This window comes from Ferrimonas marina, from assembly GCF_900129905.1.
Taxonomy (GTDB): Bacteria; Pseudomonadota; Gammaproteobacteria; order Enterobacterales; family Shewanellaceae; genus Ferrimonas; species Ferrimonas marina.
On sequence record NZ_FQXG01000005.1, the window covers coordinates 162,878 to 179,593 of the forward strand.

Sequence of the window (16,716 nt, forward strand, 5' to 3'; positions counted from 1 at the left end):
AAACCCGCCAATTGGCGGGTTTTTTGATGGCTCAGGCAAACCTTAGAAGGTCAGCTCGGCGCCCATGAACCAGCCATCCTGGGTCACATCGGCGGTGACGCCACTGAAACCTTTCACGTCAAAATCGTGCTGACGGTAGCCGGCCTTCAGGTTCAGATCGAACAGCGGCAGATCCAGGCCATAGCCCATGCCCAGCTGGTAATCGCTGATGTTGTCGCTGGTGAAGGTGCTAATGGACACGTCGGCAAACACGAACAGACCAGTGCTCACCAGGTTTACCCGGGTACGGGCGTAACCCATCACCACACCATTATCCAGGTCTTCCTGGTTCCAGCCACCCTGGCGTACCTCACCGCTGTAGAGACGGTAGTTCACACCCAGGTCCAGCTCTACGCCGGAGTTGTCCAGCAGCTGGTAATAGAACACGAAGTCGGTGTTGGACAGATCCAGCTCGTTGGCTTCCTTACCGGTACCCATCTGGTTGTAGCGCAGCATCACGTTGGGCAGCAGCGGTACAAAGTGCTCAAAGGCGGCGTAGGCGCTGAGGCGGCTCTTGTCGTCCCAGGCGGGGCTGTCAGCTTCCAGGCTGCCACTGGTGTTAACGAAAAACAGGTCCAGACCGGCTTTGGCACCCAGCAGATCGGCCTGGGCAGGCAGTGCGAGGGGGGCGGCCAGAGCGACGGCAAGAATGCTCGGCTTAAACTTCATCGGGTTGTCCTTAGGTGGTGTGATGGCAGGCTATTGTCCTGATCATGGCAGCAGCTTACAACGACGCTAATCTAAAAAAGCTAAAATTTTCAGTGCGTAAACCTGATGTTCTCGGCATGGGACAATCCACTTCGCCTCGACGGTGAAATCACCCTTAGCAATGCCGCAGCCACAAACCAAAAAACCGGCCATCAGGCCGGTTTTTAACAGGAGTTACAACTAGCCTCGAGACAGCAGCTGCTTGAGATCGATCAGCGCCGCATTGGCGCGGGAGATGTAGTTGGCCATCACCAATGAGTGGTTGGCCACCAGGCCAAAGCCGCTGCCGTTGAGGATCATCGGGCTCCACACCGTATCCTGGGTCGCCTCCAGCTCACGGATGATCTGGCGCAGACTGACCCGGGCGTTCTTCTTCTCCAGCACGGTGGCAAAGTCCTGCTCGATGGCCCGCATGATGCCAAGCAGTGCCCAGGTATGGCCGCGCGCCTCGTAGAATACGTCATCGATCTTCCACCAGCTGGTCTGCACCACGTGCTCCTGACGCGCGCCAGTGGATTGCGCCGCCGACTCATCACCGGCCAGGTCCAGGTTGACTCGGTCCTGTCCCACACTGGCGGCGAGGCGACCAGACAGGCTGCCCAAACGCTTCTGCACCAGGTCCAGGTAGCTCACCAGGTTGTCCGCCCGGGCATAGAACTGGGCCTGCTCGTCACTGGGATCGCTGATCCGGTCACGGTAGCGCTCTAATGCCTCAACACCCTTGCGATATTCGGACTCCGCCCGGGGCACCATCCAGCTGCGATGATCGATGTTGAAGCGCGGCTGGGCCTGCTTCAGATCCGCATCCTCGGTGGACTGGCTCTGTGAACGGGAGAAATCCCGGCGCATGATCAGGGTCAGGTCTCGCAGTTGCTCCAGCGCGCCGAACTCGAAGGCCGGCATGTTATCCATCAAAACCGAGGGGGGCATGACGTCGTTGGAGAGGAAGCCACCGGGCTTATCCAGCAGCGTATTGCCGATCAGGATGGCCGCCGTGGTGGTGGCATAGCCCACCACCTTTTCCCCCTGCGGTGGCGACAGGTCGGCCTGCTCAATCACCTTGGGTTCAAAGCTCCACCAGACCGCAATCAGGTAGTTGAGCAGCAGCACCACCCCGAGGGTGATAACAACGCTCTTCGTGCTCACTTTCACCATATTGCCTCTCCTTCAGTTCGAGCCCGTGCTTCAGTGGTGATGATGGTGGTGATGATCGTCCTTAGACTCCTCACCGATAGGGGTGGCCACCAGCCCCACCGATTGCGGCCCTGCCCGCTCAAAGGTTAATTCACAACGCAGGGTCTCGCCCTCAGCGGGCAAGCCATCGACGCCCATCAACATCAGATGGTAGCCGCCGGGCGTCAGCGCAACCGCCTGGCCCTGGGGCAAAGCGACGGAGCTGACCGGACGCATCTTGGTCAGGCCATCCTCCTCCAGGATGGTGTGCAGCTCGGTGGTACGCACGCCATCACAACGGGCAGCAAGCAGGGCATCGTCCTGCTGCTCGCTGGTCAGGGTCATGTAGCCGGCGGTGTTTGGCACCCCCGGGGGCATCAGTCGAACCTGGGGCTGCTCCACTAACACAGTGGCTGATACCGCCGCCGAAAAAGGCAATGCACACACCAACGGAAGAAAGTTAAACAAACGTTTGAACATCATCGTCCATCCTTTAGACTGAAGGAATTCAAGGAAGCCAGCCGGTCACAGGAGTGCTTATGGATCCCGTTCTTTGCCACCGTCACGGTGGAGTCATGGTACTGACCCTAAATCGTCAGAACAAGCGTAACGCATTGACGCAAAACATGTATGCAGTATTGGTTCAGCACCTGGAACAGGCCGAGTCCGACCCTGAGGTGCGCGCGGTTCTGTTCCAGGGGTCGGCCGAGTGTTTCTGTGCCGGCAATGACCTGAACGACTTCCTGGCGCTGGACCAGGTGAATGAGCAGACCCCGGTGCTGCGCTTCGTTCGCCAGCTACCGAAGATGACCAAGCCGCTGCTGGCCGCGGTCGCCGGTCCGGCGGTAGGAATCGGCACCACCCTGCTGCTGCATTGCGACCTGGTCTACGCCACCGCCGATGCCCGGCTGCAGCTGCCCTTCGTTAACCTGGGGATCGTGCCGGAAGCGGGCTCCAGCCTGCTGTTGCCGCTGCACGTCGGGCGCCAGCGGGCGTCGGAGTTGTTGTTGCTGGGCCAGCCCTTCAGTGGCCAGCAGGCCGCGGACTGGGGCATGATCAATGCCATTGTGCCGGCCGAAGAGCTGCTTGAGCTGGCCATGAGCCGGGCCCAGGCATTGGCGGCCCAGCCGCCCAAGGCGATGATCAGCACCCTGGCACTGTTGCGTCAGAGCCGGCCTGCCGATCTCGAGGTGTGCATCGAGCGCGAGCTGGAGCTGTTCCTGCAGCATGTGAACTCGGCGGAGTGTCGCCAGATCCTGACCCAGTTGACCGCACGTTAAGCCCCGGCTTGGGGTGGGCTTGCTGCCACCGGCGCTGTTGCTGGTGGCGGCCGAAGCCGATTGGCTCAGCGCCACCAGCGCCATAACAGCACCCCCGCCAAAACCGGTAACAGGGCCCAGTAGAAGGCGCCGTCCACCATCGCCAACGCCCAGAGATCCACCCACTCCACCAGCAGCACCAGCCCCAGCAGCAGCAGGATCAGCAGCCACGCCATGATCTGGGCATCAGCCAGGCTGCCATCAGATAGAGGAACAGCATCATCACTGGAGACAGCCAGGTCAGTGCCAGGATGCCGATCCTGACCCAATGCACCGGCCACTCCATCAGGTAGGCCAGCCGGGCGGCGACACCGAACCACCAGCGGTTGGCTAAGCTCTTTTTTCCATTCATCGTCGTCTCTCCCCACCATACCGTTGTCGTGCCCCAGGGTTACTGGATGCGCTTGTCGTTACGCTTCGGTTGTTCGGTTTGCTTGGCCATGATCGGGTAATCAGTAACAGTCACACGACCAAACACCCGTTGGGCAGTGGCCAGCGCATCCTGACGCGCATCCTCAACGATGGCCTGGCGAGTCTGGTCAAAGCCTCGCTGCAGGGAGCGGTCGATCGCTTCGTTGAGGGAGAGGGTCTGGCCTGCCTGAACAGTGCCGGTCAGGGACAGAGCAACAACAGAAACAGAAACCAGAGTCTTGAGCGCAGTCATGAGATTTACCTCAGTGTGATTGAATGACACTGGGGTTATTACAATTGGCGTGCCAATGTTCAAAAAATAACCAAAAGTCTGATTTTATTGATTATTTTTACAAGGACTTTGCAAGGGGGAGTTGCCGATATGGGGAGGAAGGGGGGGCAATAGCGGAATTGACCACCGGGTTGGTCAATTCCGCCAAGAGGGATTTACGCCGCCTGGGCCGCGGCCGGCAAGGAGGCCAATGCCTGGCTCAACACCTCGGCACCGGTGCCCGGCAGGTGGGCGTTCTGGGCCAGGTAGCGGCGCCATTGACGGGCACCGGGCATGCCATTGAACAGCCCCAGCATATGACGGGTGACGTGGTTGGCACGACCGCCGTTGGCGATATGACGCTCCAGGTAGGGGATCATCTGCTCCACCACCTCGGCGCGGGACAACACCGGACGGTCATCACCGTACAACCGGGCATCCACCGCCGCCATCATGTAGGGATCCTGGTAGGCTTCGCGCCCCACCATCACCCCATCCAAGTGCTCCAGGTGCGCCTCGCACTCCTCCAGGGTCTTGATCCCGCCGTTCACCGAGATGTTGAGCTGGGCGAAGTCGCGCTTCACCTGGTAGGCCCGCTCGTAGATAAGCTCCGGGATCTCCCGGTTCTCCTTCGGGCTCAGGCCCTGCAGCCAGGCCTTGCGGGCATGGATGGTGAAGATGTCGCAACCGGCGTCGCTGACGGTGCCCACAAAGTCGGTCAGAAAGCCGTAGCTGTCCTGCTCATCAATACCGATGCGGGTTTTCACCGTCACCGGGATATCCACCACGTCCTGCATCGCCTTGACGCACTCCGCCACCAGTTGCGGCTCCGCCATCAGGCAGGCGCCAAAGCGGCCATTCTGTACCCGATCGGACGGGCAACCGACATTGAGGTTCACCTCGTCGTAGCCCCGCTGCTGCGCCAGCTTGGCGCAGTGCGCCAGATCCGCCGGGTTGCTGCCGCCCAGTTGCAGCGCCACCGGGTGCTCCTCCTCGTTGAAGGCCAGGTAGTCGCCCTTGCCATGGATGATCGCACCTGTGGTCACCATCTCGGTGTAGAGCAGCGCCTGACGGGAGATCAGACGGGCAAAGAATCGGTAGTGACGGTCAGTCCAGTCGAGCATCGGAGCTACGGAAAAGGTGCGCTTCATCGGGGGCCTCGCGGTGATTTGGGGCGGCTATTCTACAAAAGCCCGGCGCAAATGCACAGGCGATTATTTCACCACCCCGCCGTCGTGGCCCTTACCCCTGGCGATCGAACTGGTATACCACGGTTTTTTGGTAGCGCTGGCCCGGCTCAAGCCGACAGCTGGGGAAGTGGGGATGGTTGGGGGCATCGGGAAATCCCTCCGCTTCCAGGCACACCCCCTGGTGGGGTGCAAAGGGCGCGCCCAGGTGCTGACCGGTATAAAGCTGCAGCGCCGGCTGGTCGGTATAGAGGCGCATCCGCACACCAAGCCGGGGATGACTGAGCACCGCCACCGGCTGGCTCAGGGCCGGTTCAGCTAGACCCGGCTCAGACAACACCAAGGCATGGTCCACACCGTCGGGCTGATTGGCCAGAAAGGGCACCAGGGCCTGGCCCAGTCCCTGGGTCTGGCGAAAATCCAGTGGTGTGCCCGCCACCGGCATCAGCTCTCCGGTGGGGATCCCAGCGCTGTCGATGGCCAGGTACCGCTCGGCCCGATGCCACAGGGTCAGCTCACGCAGGTCCGTTGCCCCCAGGTGGAAATAGCTGTGGTTGCACATATTCACCACCGTGGGGCGGTCGGTCTCGGCCTCAAACCGGATCTGAAGCCGCCCCTGGCTTAGCAGCGCGTAGTGCACCTGGGCCTTAAGAGTGCCGGGAAAGCCCTGGTCGCCATGCTCAGACACCAGGGCGAAACTGGCGGCGTCCTGGCCCTGCGCTGTCAGCTGCCAAAGGCGCTTATCGAAGCCGTGCTCGCCGCCGTGCAGGCAGTTGCTCCCTTCGTTGGCCACCAGCTGATGGCTCTGGCCATCCAGCTCAACCCGGCTACCGCCGATGCGATTGGCGAAGCGGCCCGCCACCACCCCCAGGTAGTAGTGCTCCTCGGCAGGCCAGCGGGGGTAGCTCAGACACATCGGCAACCGGCCGTCCGGCGTATCCAGGGTGATCGCCCCCAGCGCCGCCCCGTGGCGAAATAGAGAAACCCGCAGGCCATCCGGGCCCTGCAACTCAATGGGGGTATCACTCATGCTCTTGCGGTTCCTTTGCAACACAATGGCTAGAAGCTACCAGAGCCGGCCCCAAACGGTGAAGCCTGGAGCCATCTGGGCTGAACAAAAAACCAACCAGAACAGTGGGGCAAAGGGGCAAATTTTGCTATCATCCGCCCCACTGGAGACAGCGGCCTTAGCCAACGTCGGCGCAGCCAAAACAATGGCCTAGCCAAAACAACAGCCCGACGTGTCCCAGCCCTAAACCCTACAACCGCATTGAAGATACAGGACAGTTCCAATGAGTCTTGCAGACAAGGTATTGGCCGTTAACAACGATCTGCCGATCCGCACCGATAAGCCGGTGCACTCCGGTAAAGTACGCTCCGTCTACTGGCTGACCGAAGCCGACAGCCGTCGCCTGATCAAGGAGAAAGGCTACGATGTGGCCGAGGATGCGCCGCTGGCGATCATGGTGATCTCCGATCGGATCTCCGCGTTCGACTGCATCTGGCACGGTGAAGGTGGTATGAACGGTGTGCCCGGCAAGGGCGCGGCGTTGAACGCCATCTCCAACCACTGGTTCAAACTGTTCAAGGAGCAGGGTCTGGCGGACAGCCACATCCTCGACATCCCCCACCCCTTCGTCTGGATTGTGCAAAAAGCCAAGCCCGTGATGATTGAGGCGATCTGTCGCCAGTACATCACCGGTTCCATGTGGCGCGCCTACAGCAAGGGTGAGCGCAACTTCTGTGGCATCGAGCTGCCGGAAGGGCTGGAGAAGGATCAGAAGCTGCCTGAGCTGCTGATCACCCCCTCCACCAAGGGCATCCTGGAAGGCATCCCCGGCGTGCCGGCGGTGGACGACGTCAACATCACCCGTCAGAACATCGATGACAACTACGCTGCCTTCAACTTCCGTAACCCGGCCGACATCGACCGCTACGAAGTGCTGCTGAAAGAGGGCTTCGACGTGATCTCCGATGCCCTGGCGAAGCTGGACCAGGTGTTCGTCGATACCAAGTTCGAGTTTGGCTACGTTACCGATGCCAATGGTAACGAGAAGCTGATCTACATGGACGAGGTGGGCACCCCGGACTCCTCCCGTATCTGGGACGGCCCGAGCTACCGCGGTGGCAAGGTAGTGGAGAACTCCAAAGAGGGCTTCCGCCAGTTGCTGCTGAACCACTTCCCGGATCCGGACATCCTGCTGAACAAGGACCGGATGGACGAGCGCAGCGCCCTGGCCCGGGACAACGCCCTGCCCACCGAGGTATTGATGGCGGTTTCCAAGACCTACACCGACATCGCCGAGACCATCACCGGTGAGAAGATCGTGCTGTCTGACAACCCTAAGGCGGAGATCATTGAGATCCTGCGGGAGCAGTACGGCCTGGTCGACTAACTCGGCCAACAATAGAAAAGGCAGCCCAATGGCTGCCTTTTTTGTGCCAATCACTCACCCTTAGCGTTACGGCCGAGCCATGACTGGCCTGGAAAAAGAAACAACGAAAAGGGATATAGAAAAGGGGCCCAAAGGCCCCTTTATCCGATACGAGTACTTATTCAGCGTCGCTCAGCTCGGTAGCTTCATCACTGTCGGCGCTTTGCTCGTCATTGCTGGCGACCTCTGCCACTACGGCTGCCGGGGCTTCAGCGACCACGGTCTCAGTGGTGGTCTCGGAAACGGCCTCAGCCACCTCAGCAACTTCTGCTTCCACCGCTGCCGGGGCTTCGGTTACTGATTCAACAACCGGTTCAACAGCCGCCTCAACCTGGCTGTCGTTTTGTGCCAGCTCTGCGGTTTCCTCTGCGATTACCTCGCTCTCCGGCTGAGCCAAGGCTTGCTCTTCAACCAGGGCTTCGTCCTCGGCCAAGACCAGCTCCTGCTCGTCGGCAATGGCCAGTTCTTCGTCCTCGGTCAGGACCAGCTCCTGCTCGTCGGCAATGGACAGCTCTTCGTCCTCGGTCAGCGCCAGCTCCTCGTCTTCGACCAGGGCCAGCTCTTCCTCTTCGGTCAGGGCGGCGTCACGCTCCTGCTGCTGGGCGGTCATCACCTCCTGCTGCTGTTGCAGCATGGCGACCACCCCTTCCAGCTCGGCGATCTTGCCGTCACGCTGTGCCAGTTGCTCACTCGCTTGAGTCAGCTCCTGACCACTTTGCTCAAGGGCTTTTTCTGCCTGGGCCAGGGCTTCGCGCAGCTGGCTCATGGCATCACCATCGCTTTGCTGGATGGCACGCAGATGCTCATCCAGGGCCTTGGCTTGGTCTGCGATGCTGCGGTCGCGCAGGTCATCCAGCTCCAGGGCCAGACGAATGCGGTTGAGGTAACGTTCAAAGCCCAGCAGGTAGCGCTCGTAGTCCTCCACCTGGTGGGCATCCAGGAACTTCACATCCTTACCGATGTGGGCGGCATGGCGAATGGCAAAGGCGGTTGCCGTCACATGCTCTTCGATCTTGGCCTGGTTGCGCGGCTGCTCGGCGATAAAGGCCACACCGGCATTGTAGGCGGCCATGGCGGTGGCGTAGGTCTGCGGTGCCACCACATCGATCAGGTCGTTCTGCAGCTCCAGCATGCGGTTCTTCAGCGGCACCATGTTGATCGCAGTAACAGTGCGCACCTCCAGGCTGCGCTGCTCACGCAGCAGGCCCGGCAAACCGGCGATGGCGTCATCCTCACGACCCTGAGCCACGGCATCCACCAGGGTCTTCAGCAGGGTCTGGGTCTTACCGGACTGGGTGGGGAAACGGGACTCGGCATCCAGCTCCACCAGTACCTCACGGTTCGCCAGAGCCTCGGCCAGCACCTGTTTCACTTGGTCACGTACCTGGACCGCGTTGCTCAGGTGGCCAGAGGCTTCCAGCAGGGCCTGCTCCAGCGCCGCCTGGCGGGTGGTGGAGTTGAACACACCGAGGCGCTCAACCAGGCGATCCGGGGCATCCTGTACCAGGGTGTATTGCTCCTGGGCCTGGGCCCAGGCGGATTTGGCTGCACGTACCTGGGCGGTGGCGAACCAGGCCAACTCGTCGTCCGCCAACAGCGGCTGGATGCTGTCGCGCTGCTGCTCGATGGCCGCTAAAGCAGACAGGCGCTGGGCCTGGATCTCATTGGCTTGTTGCGGATCGTTCTGGGTGGAGGCGCAGCCACCGGCCATCATGGCCACCAACAGGGCACACGCCAAAGACTTCTTCACTGGGTACATCTTATATCCCATAGTTATATTTATATTCGCGCGAAGTCTAAAGGAGAGAGTCGGAAAGTGACAGGGCAATCGACTGATTTATAAAGAAACTTTAATCTTGGAGAGGGATTATGGGGCAATCTCTTACGACACCGCTCACCGAGTGGCCAGCGGCGGAGGGATGGGCGCCGTCACCAGCGCCCGGCTAGGGTTTAGGCGCCTGCGCTTTTTATCCGTTGGAACAGCTGATCTTTCAGCTGGAGGCGCTTCACCTTCAGGCCTTCCAGGTAATCGTCCGCGGTGTTCTCCAGCCCTTCCTCGATGCGGTGCACCTCGCGGTCTATCTCGTGGTATTGGTTGTACAAAACGTGGAATTCATCATCCCGCATGTTCAGGTCCTGGATCAGGGCCTTGTCCTTGGGGAATTCGCTGATCAAGCTGTGGTCGTCAACTATCATGGGTCGATCCTCCGTCGTGGGCTTATCTCAATACTGCCACTGCTCTCCCCGGTAAGGTCTTGACCTGAATCAGTTTCAGCGCAACAAACTCACTTGCACATCATGCGCTTTCTGCCACAGGCTCGGCCTGATCGATCTCCTGCCGGAAGCAGAAGCGCTGCCATCCGCCCTCGGCCCCCGCCACAGGGGCGAAACCGCAGGCTTTCAGCAGGGCCAGCCCAGCCTGATTGGCGTCCGCCACACTGGCCATCACCGGAGTGCCTACCAGTGTAGTCAAGCGCGACTGCAGCAGCTGGTTTAATGCCGCCTTTGCAAGGCCTTGGCGACGATAGGCCGGCAGCAGCGCCATCAGCAGCTCGCTGCCGGAGGGGCCCGGCAACAAACCGGCGAAGCCCACCACCTCATCCCCTTGAGTGATCGCCTGTAGCGCCCACTCGGCCTTGCCATTGAGTTGACTGGAGAGCCAGAACTGGCACTCCAGCTCCGTCAGCGGCTGCCCTGGTCCCAACCAGCGGACGCTGTCGGCGTCACCGAACAGTGCCTGCAGGGCGGGCAGGTCCTCCGCCTGCCAGGGGCGTAGGCGGGGCTCAACGTTGGATTGCGTCACCATAGAACTCCTGTAAAAAAGGCGCCCGAAGGCGCCTGATGCAATTAGATCGCGATGTCGTAACGGGGGCAGGCCACCTGGTGGGTGCCACCGAGGGACTGCAGACTCGGTTTGGCCTCGCTGCAGCCATCGCACACCGCCAGACAACGGGTGCGGAACACGCAGCCCGAGGGCGGACTGATGGGCGAAGGCAGCTCGCCCTCCAGCAAGATGTGCTGCTTGTTGCGCTCCAGCTCCGGATCCGGCTCCGGTACGGCGGACAGCAGTGCCCGGCTGTAGGGGTGAGACGGCTTGCCGTACAGCTCCTCACTGGTGCCGGTTTCGACCTGGTTGCCCAGGTACATCACCATCACCCGATCGGAGATGTGCTTCACCACGGACAGATCGTGGGCGATGAACACCAGCGACAGTCCCATCTCCTTTTGCAGATCCTTGAGCAGGTTGACCACCTGAGCCTGGATCGACACATCCAGCGCGGACACCGGCTCATCACAGATCACCAGCTTGGGCTTGAGGATCAGCGCCCGGGCGATGCCGATACGCTGACACTGGCCGCCGGAGAACTCGTGGGGGTAACGGTTGATCACGTTGGGCAGCAGACCCACCTTGGCCATCATCGCCCGCACTTCGGTGACCACCCGCTCCTTGTCCCACTCCGGGTAGTAGTTGCGCAGCGGCTCGGCGATGATGTCGCCCACGGTCATCCGCGGGTTCAGTGAGGCCAGCGGATCCTGGAAGATCATCTGCACGTCTTTGCGCAGCAGCTTCATCGCCTTCGGATCGCCGTGGTTGACCTTCTGACCGTCGAACCACACCTCCCCTTCGCTGATCGGCACCAGGCCGATCAGGGCACGGGCCAGGGTGGACTTGCCACAACCGGACTCGCCCACCACCCCCAGGGTTTCCCCCGGGGCGATCTGGAAAGAGACGCCGTCTACTGCTTTCAGCTCCGGTACCGGATCCCAGGGCCACTTCTGCGCCTTCTTGATGGCGAACCGAACCTTGATGCCTTTCGCTTCTAACAGGATGCTCATGCTGCCACCTCCTCAATGGACTTGTGGCAGGCACGCTGACGGCTGCCGTCGAAGTTCTCCAGCGCCGGCGCCTGGGCCTTGCACTGCTCGGTGGCGTTGGCACAACGGGGGCCAAACGGGCAGCCGGAGGGCAGTGCCAACAGGTTCGGCGGGTTGCCGGGGATGGTGGGCAGCGCCTCTTCCTCGCCGTCCAGGCGCGGAATGGCGGACAGCAGACCCTTGGTGTAGGGGTGAGTTGGCTTATAGAACACCTGATCGGTGGTGCCGTACTCCATGGTACGACCGGCGTACATCACCATCACCTTGTCACACAGACCCGCCACCACACCCAGGTCGTGGGTGATCATGATGATGGCGGTGCCCAGCTCGTGCTTGAGCTCGTTGAGCAGGTCCAGGATCTGCGCCTGTACGGTCACGTCCAGGGCAGTGGTGGGCTCATCGGCGATCAGCAGCTTAGGCTCGCACAGCAGCGCCATGGCGATCATCACCCGCTGACGCATACCACCGGAGAACTCATGGGGGTACATGTCCATGCGCTTCTCGGCTTCCGGGATCTTCACCGCTTCCAGCATCTTGACGCTGCGGGCAAAGGCGTCGGCCTTGCTCATCCCCTTGTGCAGGATCAGCACCTCCATCAGCTGCGGCCCCACCTTCATGTAGGGGTTCAGCGCGGTCATGGGGTCCTGGAAGATCATGGCGATCTGCTCGGCGCGGATCTTGTTTAGCGCCGCGGTGGGCAGGCCCAGGATCTCTTCATCCTTGAACTTGACCGAACCGCCGGTCAGGCCGTTCTTGGCCAGCAGGCCCATGATGGCGAACGCGGTCTGGCTTTTGCCGGAACCGGACTCGCCCACGATGCCCAGGGTCTCGCCCGGGGCCAGATCGAAGCTGAGTTTGTCCACCGCGGTGACGTTGCCGTCCGGCGTGGTGAACTGAACATTCAGATCCTTAACAGACAGTAAGCTCATGACGCCTCCTTAGCGGTCTTTCGGATCGAGCGCGTCACGCAGACCGTCGCCGATGTAGTTAAAGCAGAACAGGGTGACTACCAGGAACGCGGTGGGGAAGGCCAGCTGCCACAACGCGATGTCCATGGTGTTGGCGCCTTCGTTCACCAGCGCACCCCAGGAGGTGTAGGGCTCTTGCACGCCCAGGCCGAGGAAGCTCAAGAAGGATTCAAACAGGATCATCGACGGTACCAGCAGCGAGGCGTACACCACCACGATACCCAGGGTGTTGGGCACCAGGTGACGCAGGATGATGTCCTTGGTCGGAGTACCGGCGACGATGGCCGCTTCCACGAACTCCTTCTTCTTCAGGCCCAGGGTCAGGCCCCGCACGATCCGCGCCATATCCAGCCAGGACACCGCGCCGATGGCGAGGAAGATCAAAAACAGGCTACGACCGAAGAAGGTCATCAGCAGGATCACCAGGAACATGAACGGGAAGGAGTTCAGGATCTCCAGGGTACGCATCATGATGTTGTCGGTACGGCCGCCGACGTAACCGGCGATGGAGCCGTACAGGGTACCGATGATCACCGCCACCAGGGCGCCGAGGATCCCCACCATAAAGGAGATGCGGCCCCCCTCCAGGGTACGGACAAACAGGTCACGGCCGAGGAAGTCGGTGCCAAAGTAGTGACCGGTGGCGATGGACGGGCCGGTCGCCATGTTTTCCCAGTCCATCTCGTCGAAGGTGTACTCGGAGGCGGCCGGGCCGATCACCACCAGCACGGCGATGACACAGAGGATGCACAGCGACACGACGGCCGCACGGTTGCGCAGGAAGCGACGGCGGGCATCGGCCCACAGAGAGCGGCCCTCTACCTCCAGTTCGGCGGCAAAGGCTTCGACCGCTTCGTTATTTTGTTTTTGGGTCAGAGTCTGCATCTTAGCTCTCCACTCGAATGCGCGGATCGATCAGGCCATAGACGATGTCGACGATGGCGGTAAACAGGATGGTCAGGGCGCCCACCAGGATGGTCAGACCCAGTACCAGGGAGTAGTCACGGTTCAGTGCACCGTTGACGAAGTACTGGCCGATACCCGGGATGCCGAACACGGTCTCGATCACCACGGAACCGGTGATGATGCCGACGAAGGCCGGGCCCAGGTAGGAAACCACCGGCAGCATCGCCGGACGCAGCGCATGCTTGAAGATGATGTGACGCATCGGCAGGCCCTTGGCGTGGGCGGTGCGGATGTAGGGCGAGTGCAGCACCTCGATCATCGAGCCACGCATGATACGGGCGATGGAGGCCATGTAGAGGATCGCCATCGCTGCCACCGGCAGGATCATGTGCTGCCAGGCGCCGTCATTCCAGCCACCGGCAGGCAGCCAGCCCAGGTTCACGGCGAAGATCAGCACCAGCACCGGCGCCAGTACGAACGACGGCAGTACTACGCCCACCATCGCCAGGCTCATCACGGTGTAATCGATCCAGCTGTTTTGCTTGAGCGCCGCAATGGTGCCCAGCGCAGTACCGAAGATCACGGTGAAGATGAACGCCACGATCCCCAGCTTGAGGGAGATGGGGAAGCTCTGGGCTACCAGCTCGTTCACGCTGTAATCGCGGTACTTGAAGGAGGGGCCGAGATCGCCCTTGGCCAGATCCGCCAGGTAGTAGCCGTACTGTTGCCACAGCGGCTTGTCCAGGTGGTACTTGGCCTCGATGTTGGCCAGTACCTCTGGCGGCAGGTTGAAGTCCCCGGTGAAGGGGCTACCCGGTGCGGCCTGCATCAAGAAGAAGGACAGGGTCACCAGGATCAGCAGGGTTGGGATCGCCTTAAGCAGGCGAAACACCGTAAATTGAAACATTGCTCACTCCTTGCTCCCGGCCCCGACGCCGGGAGAGATTCCATTAGGTGTTCGCCGAGACTACTGGGCGATGATGTACATGTTCTTGGTGTAGATGGTGTCTTCGACGTTGTTCATCGGGTAGCCGCCCACGTGGGGCTTCACCAGACGGGTCACCACCTGCTCGTACACCGGGATGATCGGCATCTCTTCAACGATGATGCGCTCGGCCCGGGCGTAGTACTCGGCACGCTCCTCGTCGTCAGCGATCATCCGCGAGGCGTTCATGATCGCGTCGTACTCCTCGTTGTGCCATTTGCCCTTGTTCTGGCCATGGTTGGACAACAGGATGTCGAGCATGGTGGAGGCGTCGTTGTAGTCGCCAACCCAACCGGCACGGGCCATCTCGAAGCGCCCCTGGTTACGGGTGTCGAGGAAGGTCTTCCACTCCTGGTTCTCCAGGCGAACGCGCACACCCAACGGCTTCCACAGCTGGGACACCACGATGGCGATCTTCTTATGGTTCTCGTTGGTGTTGTACAGCAGGTTGATGGTCAGCGGCTTGTCCGGACCGTAGCCCGCCTCGGCCATCAGCTGCTTGGCCTTCTCCAGACGCTGCTCAGAGGTCCAGTTGGCGTACTCCACCTCCGGCGGGTTGTAGCCGGCCACCGACTGCGGGGTGAAGGTGAAGGCGGGGCGTTGACCCTGGCCCAACACGTAAGTGGTGATCTTGTCGCGCTCGACTGCCAGAGACAGCGCCTTACGTACCCGCTTGTCGTCAAACGGCGGCACCTTGGTGTTGAACTCGTAGTAGTAGGCACCCAGGTACGGGGTGATGCGGATGTCGTTGGGCAGGTCGCGCTGCAGTGAGCGGAAGTGCTCCAGCGGCACCGAGGCGGTCATGTCCAGCTCACCGGCCTTGTAGCGGGCCAGTTCGGTGTTGGCGGACTCGATCGCCATGTAGGTGACCTTGTTGATGGTGGTGTTGTCGTTGTCCCAGTACTTGGGATTGCGCTTAAGCACGATGCGCTCGTTCACCACCCAGTGCTCCAGTACATAGGCACCGTTGCTCACCATGTTGCCCGGGCGGGTCCAGCGATCGCCCAAGGAGGTCACCACGTGCTTTGGCACTGGGTAGGTGTTCTGGTGGGCCAGCATCTTCACAAAGTAAGGCACCGGTTGCTCCAGGGTCACCTCGAAGGTGCGATCGTTGACCGCGCGCACACCCAGCTCTTCCGGGGCTTTTTTACCACGGATGATGTCGGCGGCGTTGGCGACGGTGGCGATCTCCTGGTACCAGGCGTAACGGGAGGCGGTTTCCGGATCCACCGCACGGCGGAAAGCGAAGACGAAGTCTTCGGCGGTTACCGGGTGGCCGTCGGACCACAGGATCCCTTCACGCAGGTGGAAGGTGAAGGTGCGGTTGTCTTCGCTGATGTCCCAATGGGTCGCCTGGGCGGGAATGGTGTTGCCGTAGTCGTCCTGCTGCACCAGGCCTTCGAACAGGTCCTTGGTGATGGCAGAGCCGGTGGTGCCTTCCACTTTCTGCGGATCCAACGAAGCCGGCTCCGAGCCATTGCCCTTCACCAACTCCTGAACCGCTGCCAGTTTTACCCCTTCAGGTACCCCACTTGCCTGCGCCACTGGCATCAACGATGCCAACGCTAAGCTGAGCCCCACGGCTTTGATTATGTTTTTTGCCATGTACAGCGTGCCCCCTGGTCCTACTCACTGTTTTCTTAACTTCCAAGTACCCGTTCTAGCTTTGATAACGACGGGTTAAGATTTTGTTAATTGTTATTTTGGTAGCGTGAAATGCGCCCAAAGTCGGCTTCAGAATAACAAAATTTCAATGTGGATAAAGAGGGGGTCACATTGCTCTTCTTTATGAGCAACGTTGAATAACAATATAATCCTTGCCGCGACAGGGCTTTCCACCAGATTTTTGCCCAGAAAAAAGTTGATCAATCTCACGCATGGGCGTAGTGGGGTCAAAAATAAAAACGCCACACTGGGGGCAGTGTGGCGAGATCATCGGCAAAGACAGCACTCTTGTCAGTTGAAGTCACCCTGCAGGGTGGCCACCAGATGGCGGCTGCCACCCTGGTCTCGGTGCTCACCCAGGTAGATCCCCTGCCAGGTGCCCAGCTGCAGTCGCCCCTGCCCTACCGGCAGTATCAGGCTGTTTCCGAGCAGGCTGGCCTTCAGGTGCGCCGGCATATCGTCCGGCCCCTCGTAGGTGTGACGGTAGTGGGCAGCCCCTTCCGGCACCATCACATTGAAATGGGATTCGAAGTCGGTCCGTACCGTGGGATCGGCGTTCTCGTTGAGGGTCAAGGAAGCGGAGGTGTGCTGGATGAACAACTGCAGCAAGCCGACCCGACAGCGGGCCAGCTCCGGTAGCTGTTTGAGGATCTCGTCGGTCACCAGGTGAAAGCCCCGTGGGCGGGCCTTCAGGGAAAAGGAACGTTGCAGCCAATCTGACATGAAGTCTCCTTGCGGTGCTAGGTGCTAGGTGCTAGGTGCTAGGTGCTAGG

General features: G+C 60.8%; 19 protein-coding genes. 2 read left to right on the forward strand and 17 right to left on the reverse strand.

The features are described from left to right. Window positions 1–42 precede the first annotated feature (42 nt). The 3 genes from BUC04_RS13110 to BUC04_RS13120 all read right to left on the reverse strand — a co-directional run bounded on the left by BUC04_RS13110 (window position 43) and on the right by BUC04_RS13120 (window position 2,403). Window positions 43–708 carry a TIGR04219 family outer membrane beta-barrel protein gene (locus BUC04_RS13110; RefSeq protein ID WP_067660975.1) on the reverse strand — a complete coding sequence of 222 codons (666 nt, stop codon included), beginning with the start codon at window positions 706–708 and terminating at the stop codon, window positions 43–45. 219 nt (window positions 709–927) lie between these two features. Beyond that, a complete protein-coding gene (locus tag BUC04_RS13115) occupies window positions 928–1,899 on the reverse strand; it encodes a DUF2333 family protein (RefSeq protein ID WP_067661253.1) in 972 nt (323 codons plus the stop codon). A gap of 33 nt (window positions 1,900–1,932) precedes the next feature. Beyond that, window positions 1,933–2,403, reverse strand: a complete 471-nt coding sequence (locus tag BUC04_RS13120) for a copper chaperone PCu(A)C (protein ID WP_067660971.1) — start codon at window positions 2,401–2,403, stop codon at window positions 1,933–1,935. 56 nt (window positions 2,404–2,459) lie between these two features. On the opposite strand from BUC04_RS13120, the gene BUC04_RS13125 reads away from it, so the two are divergent. Then, complete coding sequence (locus BUC04_RS13125) at window positions 2,460–3,200, forward strand: enoyl-CoA hydratase (protein ID WP_067660968.1); 741 nt, start codon at window positions 2,460–2,462, stop codon at window positions 3,198–3,200. A 65-nt stretch (window positions 3,201–3,265) separates the two neighbouring features. On the opposite strand, the gene BUC04_RS23960 is transcribed toward BUC04_RS13125, so the two are convergent. From BUC04_RS23960 to BUC04_RS13145, 5 genes are all read right to left on the reverse strand, one after another. Further along, window positions 3,266–3,415 (reverse strand): hypothetical protein, encoded by a 150-nt coding sequence (locus BUC04_RS23960; RefSeq protein WP_156480005.1) that lies wholly within the window; start codon window positions 3,413–3,415, stop codon window positions 3,266–3,268. Beyond that, window positions 3,400–3,591 carry a PspC domain-containing protein gene (locus BUC04_RS13130; protein ID WP_067660959.1) on the reverse strand — a complete coding sequence of 64 codons (192 nt, stop codon included), beginning with the start codon at window positions 3,589–3,591 and terminating at the stop codon, window positions 3,400–3,402. The genes BUC04_RS23960 and BUC04_RS13130 overlap by 16 nt, the downstream gene beginning before the upstream one ends. 39 nt (window positions 3,592–3,630) lie before the next feature. Then, window positions 3,631–3,903 (reverse strand): hypothetical protein, encoded by a 273-nt coding sequence (locus BUC04_RS13135; RefSeq protein WP_067660956.1) that lies wholly within the window; start codon window positions 3,901–3,903, stop codon window positions 3,631–3,633. A gap of 194 nt (window positions 3,904–4,097) precedes the next feature. Next, window positions 4,098–5,072: a tRNA dihydrouridine(20/20a) synthase DusA gene (gene dusA / locus BUC04_RS13140; protein WP_067660954.1), complete on the reverse strand. Its 975-nt coding sequence runs from the start codon at window positions 5,070–5,072 to the stop codon at window positions 4,098–4,100. Window positions 5,073–5,163: 91 nt separating this feature from the next. After that, the gene (locus BUC04_RS13145; protein ID WP_067660951.1) at window positions 5,164–6,138 is read right to left on the reverse strand and encodes an aldose epimerase family protein; all 975 of its coding nucleotides are present in this window, start codon (window positions 6,136–6,138) and stop codon (window positions 5,164–5,166) included. 262 nt (window positions 6,139–6,400) lie between these two features. Here BUC04_RS13145 and BUC04_RS13155 point away from each other — a divergent pair, with 262 nt between their 5' ends. Beyond that, entirely contained in the window at window positions 6,401–7,504 is a 1,104-nt protein-coding gene (locus BUC04_RS13155) for a phosphoribosylaminoimidazolesuccinocarboxamide synthase (protein WP_067660945.1), read from the forward strand. Window positions 7,505–7,661: 157 nt separating this feature from the next. Here the strand turns inward: BUC04_RS13155 and BUC04_RS13160 are convergent, their stop codons facing one another. From BUC04_RS13160 to BUC04_RS13200, 9 genes are all read right to left on the reverse strand, one after another. Next, a complete protein-coding gene (locus BUC04_RS13160) occupies window positions 7,662–9,302 on the reverse strand; it encodes a coiled-coil domain-containing protein (protein WP_067660943.1) in 1,641 nt (546 codons plus the stop codon). Between the two features lie 191 nt (window positions 9,303–9,493). After that, the gene (locus tag BUC04_RS13165; RefSeq protein WP_067660937.1) at window positions 9,494–9,739 is read right to left on the reverse strand and encodes an HP1242/YdcH family protein; all 246 of its coding nucleotides are present in this window, start codon (window positions 9,737–9,739) and stop codon (window positions 9,494–9,496) included. 100 nt (window positions 9,740–9,839) lie between these two features. Beyond that, complete coding sequence (locus tag BUC04_RS13170; protein WP_067660934.1) at window positions 9,840–10,349, reverse strand: GNAT family N-acetyltransferase; 510 nt, start codon at window positions 10,347–10,349, stop codon at window positions 9,840–9,842. A gap of 41 nt (window positions 10,350–10,390) precedes the next feature. Beyond that, entirely contained in the window at window positions 10,391–11,380 is a 990-nt protein-coding gene (oppF, locus tag BUC04_RS13175) for a murein tripeptide/oligopeptide ABC transporter ATP binding protein OppF (RefSeq protein ID WP_067660931.1), read from the reverse strand. After that, window positions 11,377–12,348 carry an oligopeptide ABC transporter ATP-binding protein OppD gene (gene oppD, locus BUC04_RS13180; protein ID WP_067660928.1) on the reverse strand — a complete coding sequence of 324 codons (972 nt, stop codon included), beginning with the start codon at window positions 12,346–12,348 and terminating at the stop codon, window positions 11,377–11,379. Before oppD ends, oppF begins: the two co-directional genes overlap by 4 nt. Before the next feature lie 9 nt (window positions 12,349–12,357). Continuing rightward, window positions 12,358–13,272: an oligopeptide ABC transporter permease OppC gene (oppC, locus tag BUC04_RS13185; RefSeq protein ID WP_067660925.1), complete on the reverse strand. Its 915-nt coding sequence runs from the start codon at window positions 13,270–13,272 to the stop codon at window positions 12,358–12,360. Window position 13,273: 1 nt separating this feature from the next. Then, the gene (gene oppB / locus BUC04_RS13190; RefSeq protein WP_067660919.1) at window positions 13,274–14,200 is read right to left on the reverse strand and encodes an oligopeptide ABC transporter permease OppB; all 927 of its coding nucleotides are present in this window, start codon (window positions 14,198–14,200) and stop codon (window positions 13,274–13,276) included. A gap of 60 nt (window positions 14,201–14,260) precedes the next feature. Then, the gene (locus BUC04_RS13195) at window positions 14,261–15,883 is read right to left on the reverse strand and encodes a peptide ABC transporter substrate-binding protein (protein ID WP_067660916.1); all 1,623 of its coding nucleotides are present in this window, start codon (window positions 15,881–15,883) and stop codon (window positions 14,261–14,263) included. A 351-nt stretch (window positions 15,884–16,234) separates the two neighbouring features. Next, on the reverse strand, window positions 16,235–16,666 hold the full coding sequence (locus BUC04_RS13200) for a secondary thiamine-phosphate synthase enzyme YjbQ (protein ID WP_067661251.1): 432 nt from the start codon (window positions 16,664–16,666) through the stop codon (window positions 16,235–16,237). Between the last annotated feature and the right edge of the window lie 50 nt (window positions 16,667–16,716).

What these genes read in the sequence shown, in the direction of transcription:
- BUC04_RS13110 (WP_067660975.1), bottom strand. Translation starts at nt 708, where the DNA reads ATGAAGTTTAAGCCGAGCATTCTTGCCGTCGCTCTGGCCGCCCCCCTC.
- BUC04_RS13120 (WP_067660971.1), bottom strand. Translation starts at nt 2,403, where the DNA reads ATGATGTTCAAACGTTTGTTTAACTTTCTTCCGTTGGTGTGTGCATTG.
- BUC04_RS13125 (WP_067660968.1), top strand. Translation starts at nt 2,460, where the DNA reads ATGGATCCCGTTCTTTGCCACCGTCACGGTGGAGTCATGGTACTGACC.
- BUC04_RS23960 (WP_156480005.1), bottom strand. Translation starts at nt 3,415, where the DNA reads ATGGCGTGGCTGCTGATCCTGCTGCTGCTGGGGCTGGTGCTGCTGGTG.
- BUC04_RS13130 (WP_067660959.1), bottom strand. Translation starts at nt 3,591, where the DNA reads ATGAATGGAAAAAAGAGCTTAGCCAACCGCTGGTGGTTCGGTGTCGCC.
- BUC04_RS13135 (WP_067660956.1), bottom strand. Translation starts at nt 3,903, where the DNA reads ATGACTGCGCTCAAGACTCTGGTTTCTGTTTCTGTTGTTGCTCTGTCC.
- dusA (WP_067660954.1), bottom strand. Translation starts at nt 5,072, where the DNA reads ATGAAGCGCACCTTTTCCGTAGCTCCGATGCTCGACTGGACTGACCGT.
- BUC04_RS13145 (WP_067660951.1), bottom strand. Translation starts at nt 6,138, where the DNA reads ATGAGTGATACCCCCATTGAGTTGCAGGGCCCGGATGGCCTGCGGGTT.
- BUC04_RS13155 (WP_067660945.1), top strand. Translation starts at nt 6,401, where the DNA reads ATGAGTCTTGCAGACAAGGTATTGGCCGTTAACAACGATCTGCCGATC.
- BUC04_RS13160 (WP_067660943.1), bottom strand. Translation starts at nt 9,302, where the DNA reads ATGTACCCAGTGAAGAAGTCTTTGGCGTGTGCCCTGTTGGTGGCCATG.
- BUC04_RS13165 (WP_067660937.1), bottom strand. Translation starts at nt 9,739, where the DNA reads ATGATAGTTGACGACCACAGCTTGATCAGCGAATTCCCCAAGGACAAG.
- BUC04_RS13170 (WP_067660934.1), bottom strand. Translation starts at nt 10,349, where the DNA reads ATGGTGACGCAATCCAACGTTGAGCCCCGCCTACGCCCCTGGCAGGCG.
- oppF (WP_067660931.1), bottom strand. Translation starts at nt 11,380, where the DNA reads ATGAGCATCCTGTTAGAAGCGAAAGGCATCAAGGTTCGGTTCGCCATC.
- oppD (WP_067660928.1), bottom strand. Translation starts at nt 12,348, where the DNA reads ATGAGCTTACTGTCTGTTAAGGATCTGAATGTTCAGTTCACCACGCCG.
- oppC (WP_067660925.1), bottom strand. Translation starts at nt 13,272, where the DNA reads ATGCAGACTCTGACCCAAAAACAAAATAACGAAGCGGTCGAAGCCTTT.
- oppB (WP_067660919.1), bottom strand. Translation starts at nt 14,200, where the DNA reads ATGTTTCAATTTACGGTGTTTCGCCTGCTTAAGGCGATCCCAACCCTG.
- BUC04_RS13195 (WP_067660916.1), bottom strand. Translation starts at nt 15,883, where the DNA reads ATGGCAAAAAACATAATCAAAGCCGTGGGGCTCAGCTTAGCGTTGGCA.
- BUC04_RS13200 (WP_067661251.1), bottom strand. Translation starts at nt 16,666, where the DNA reads ATGTCAGATTGGCTGCAACGTTCCTTTTCCCTGAAGGCCCGCCCACGG.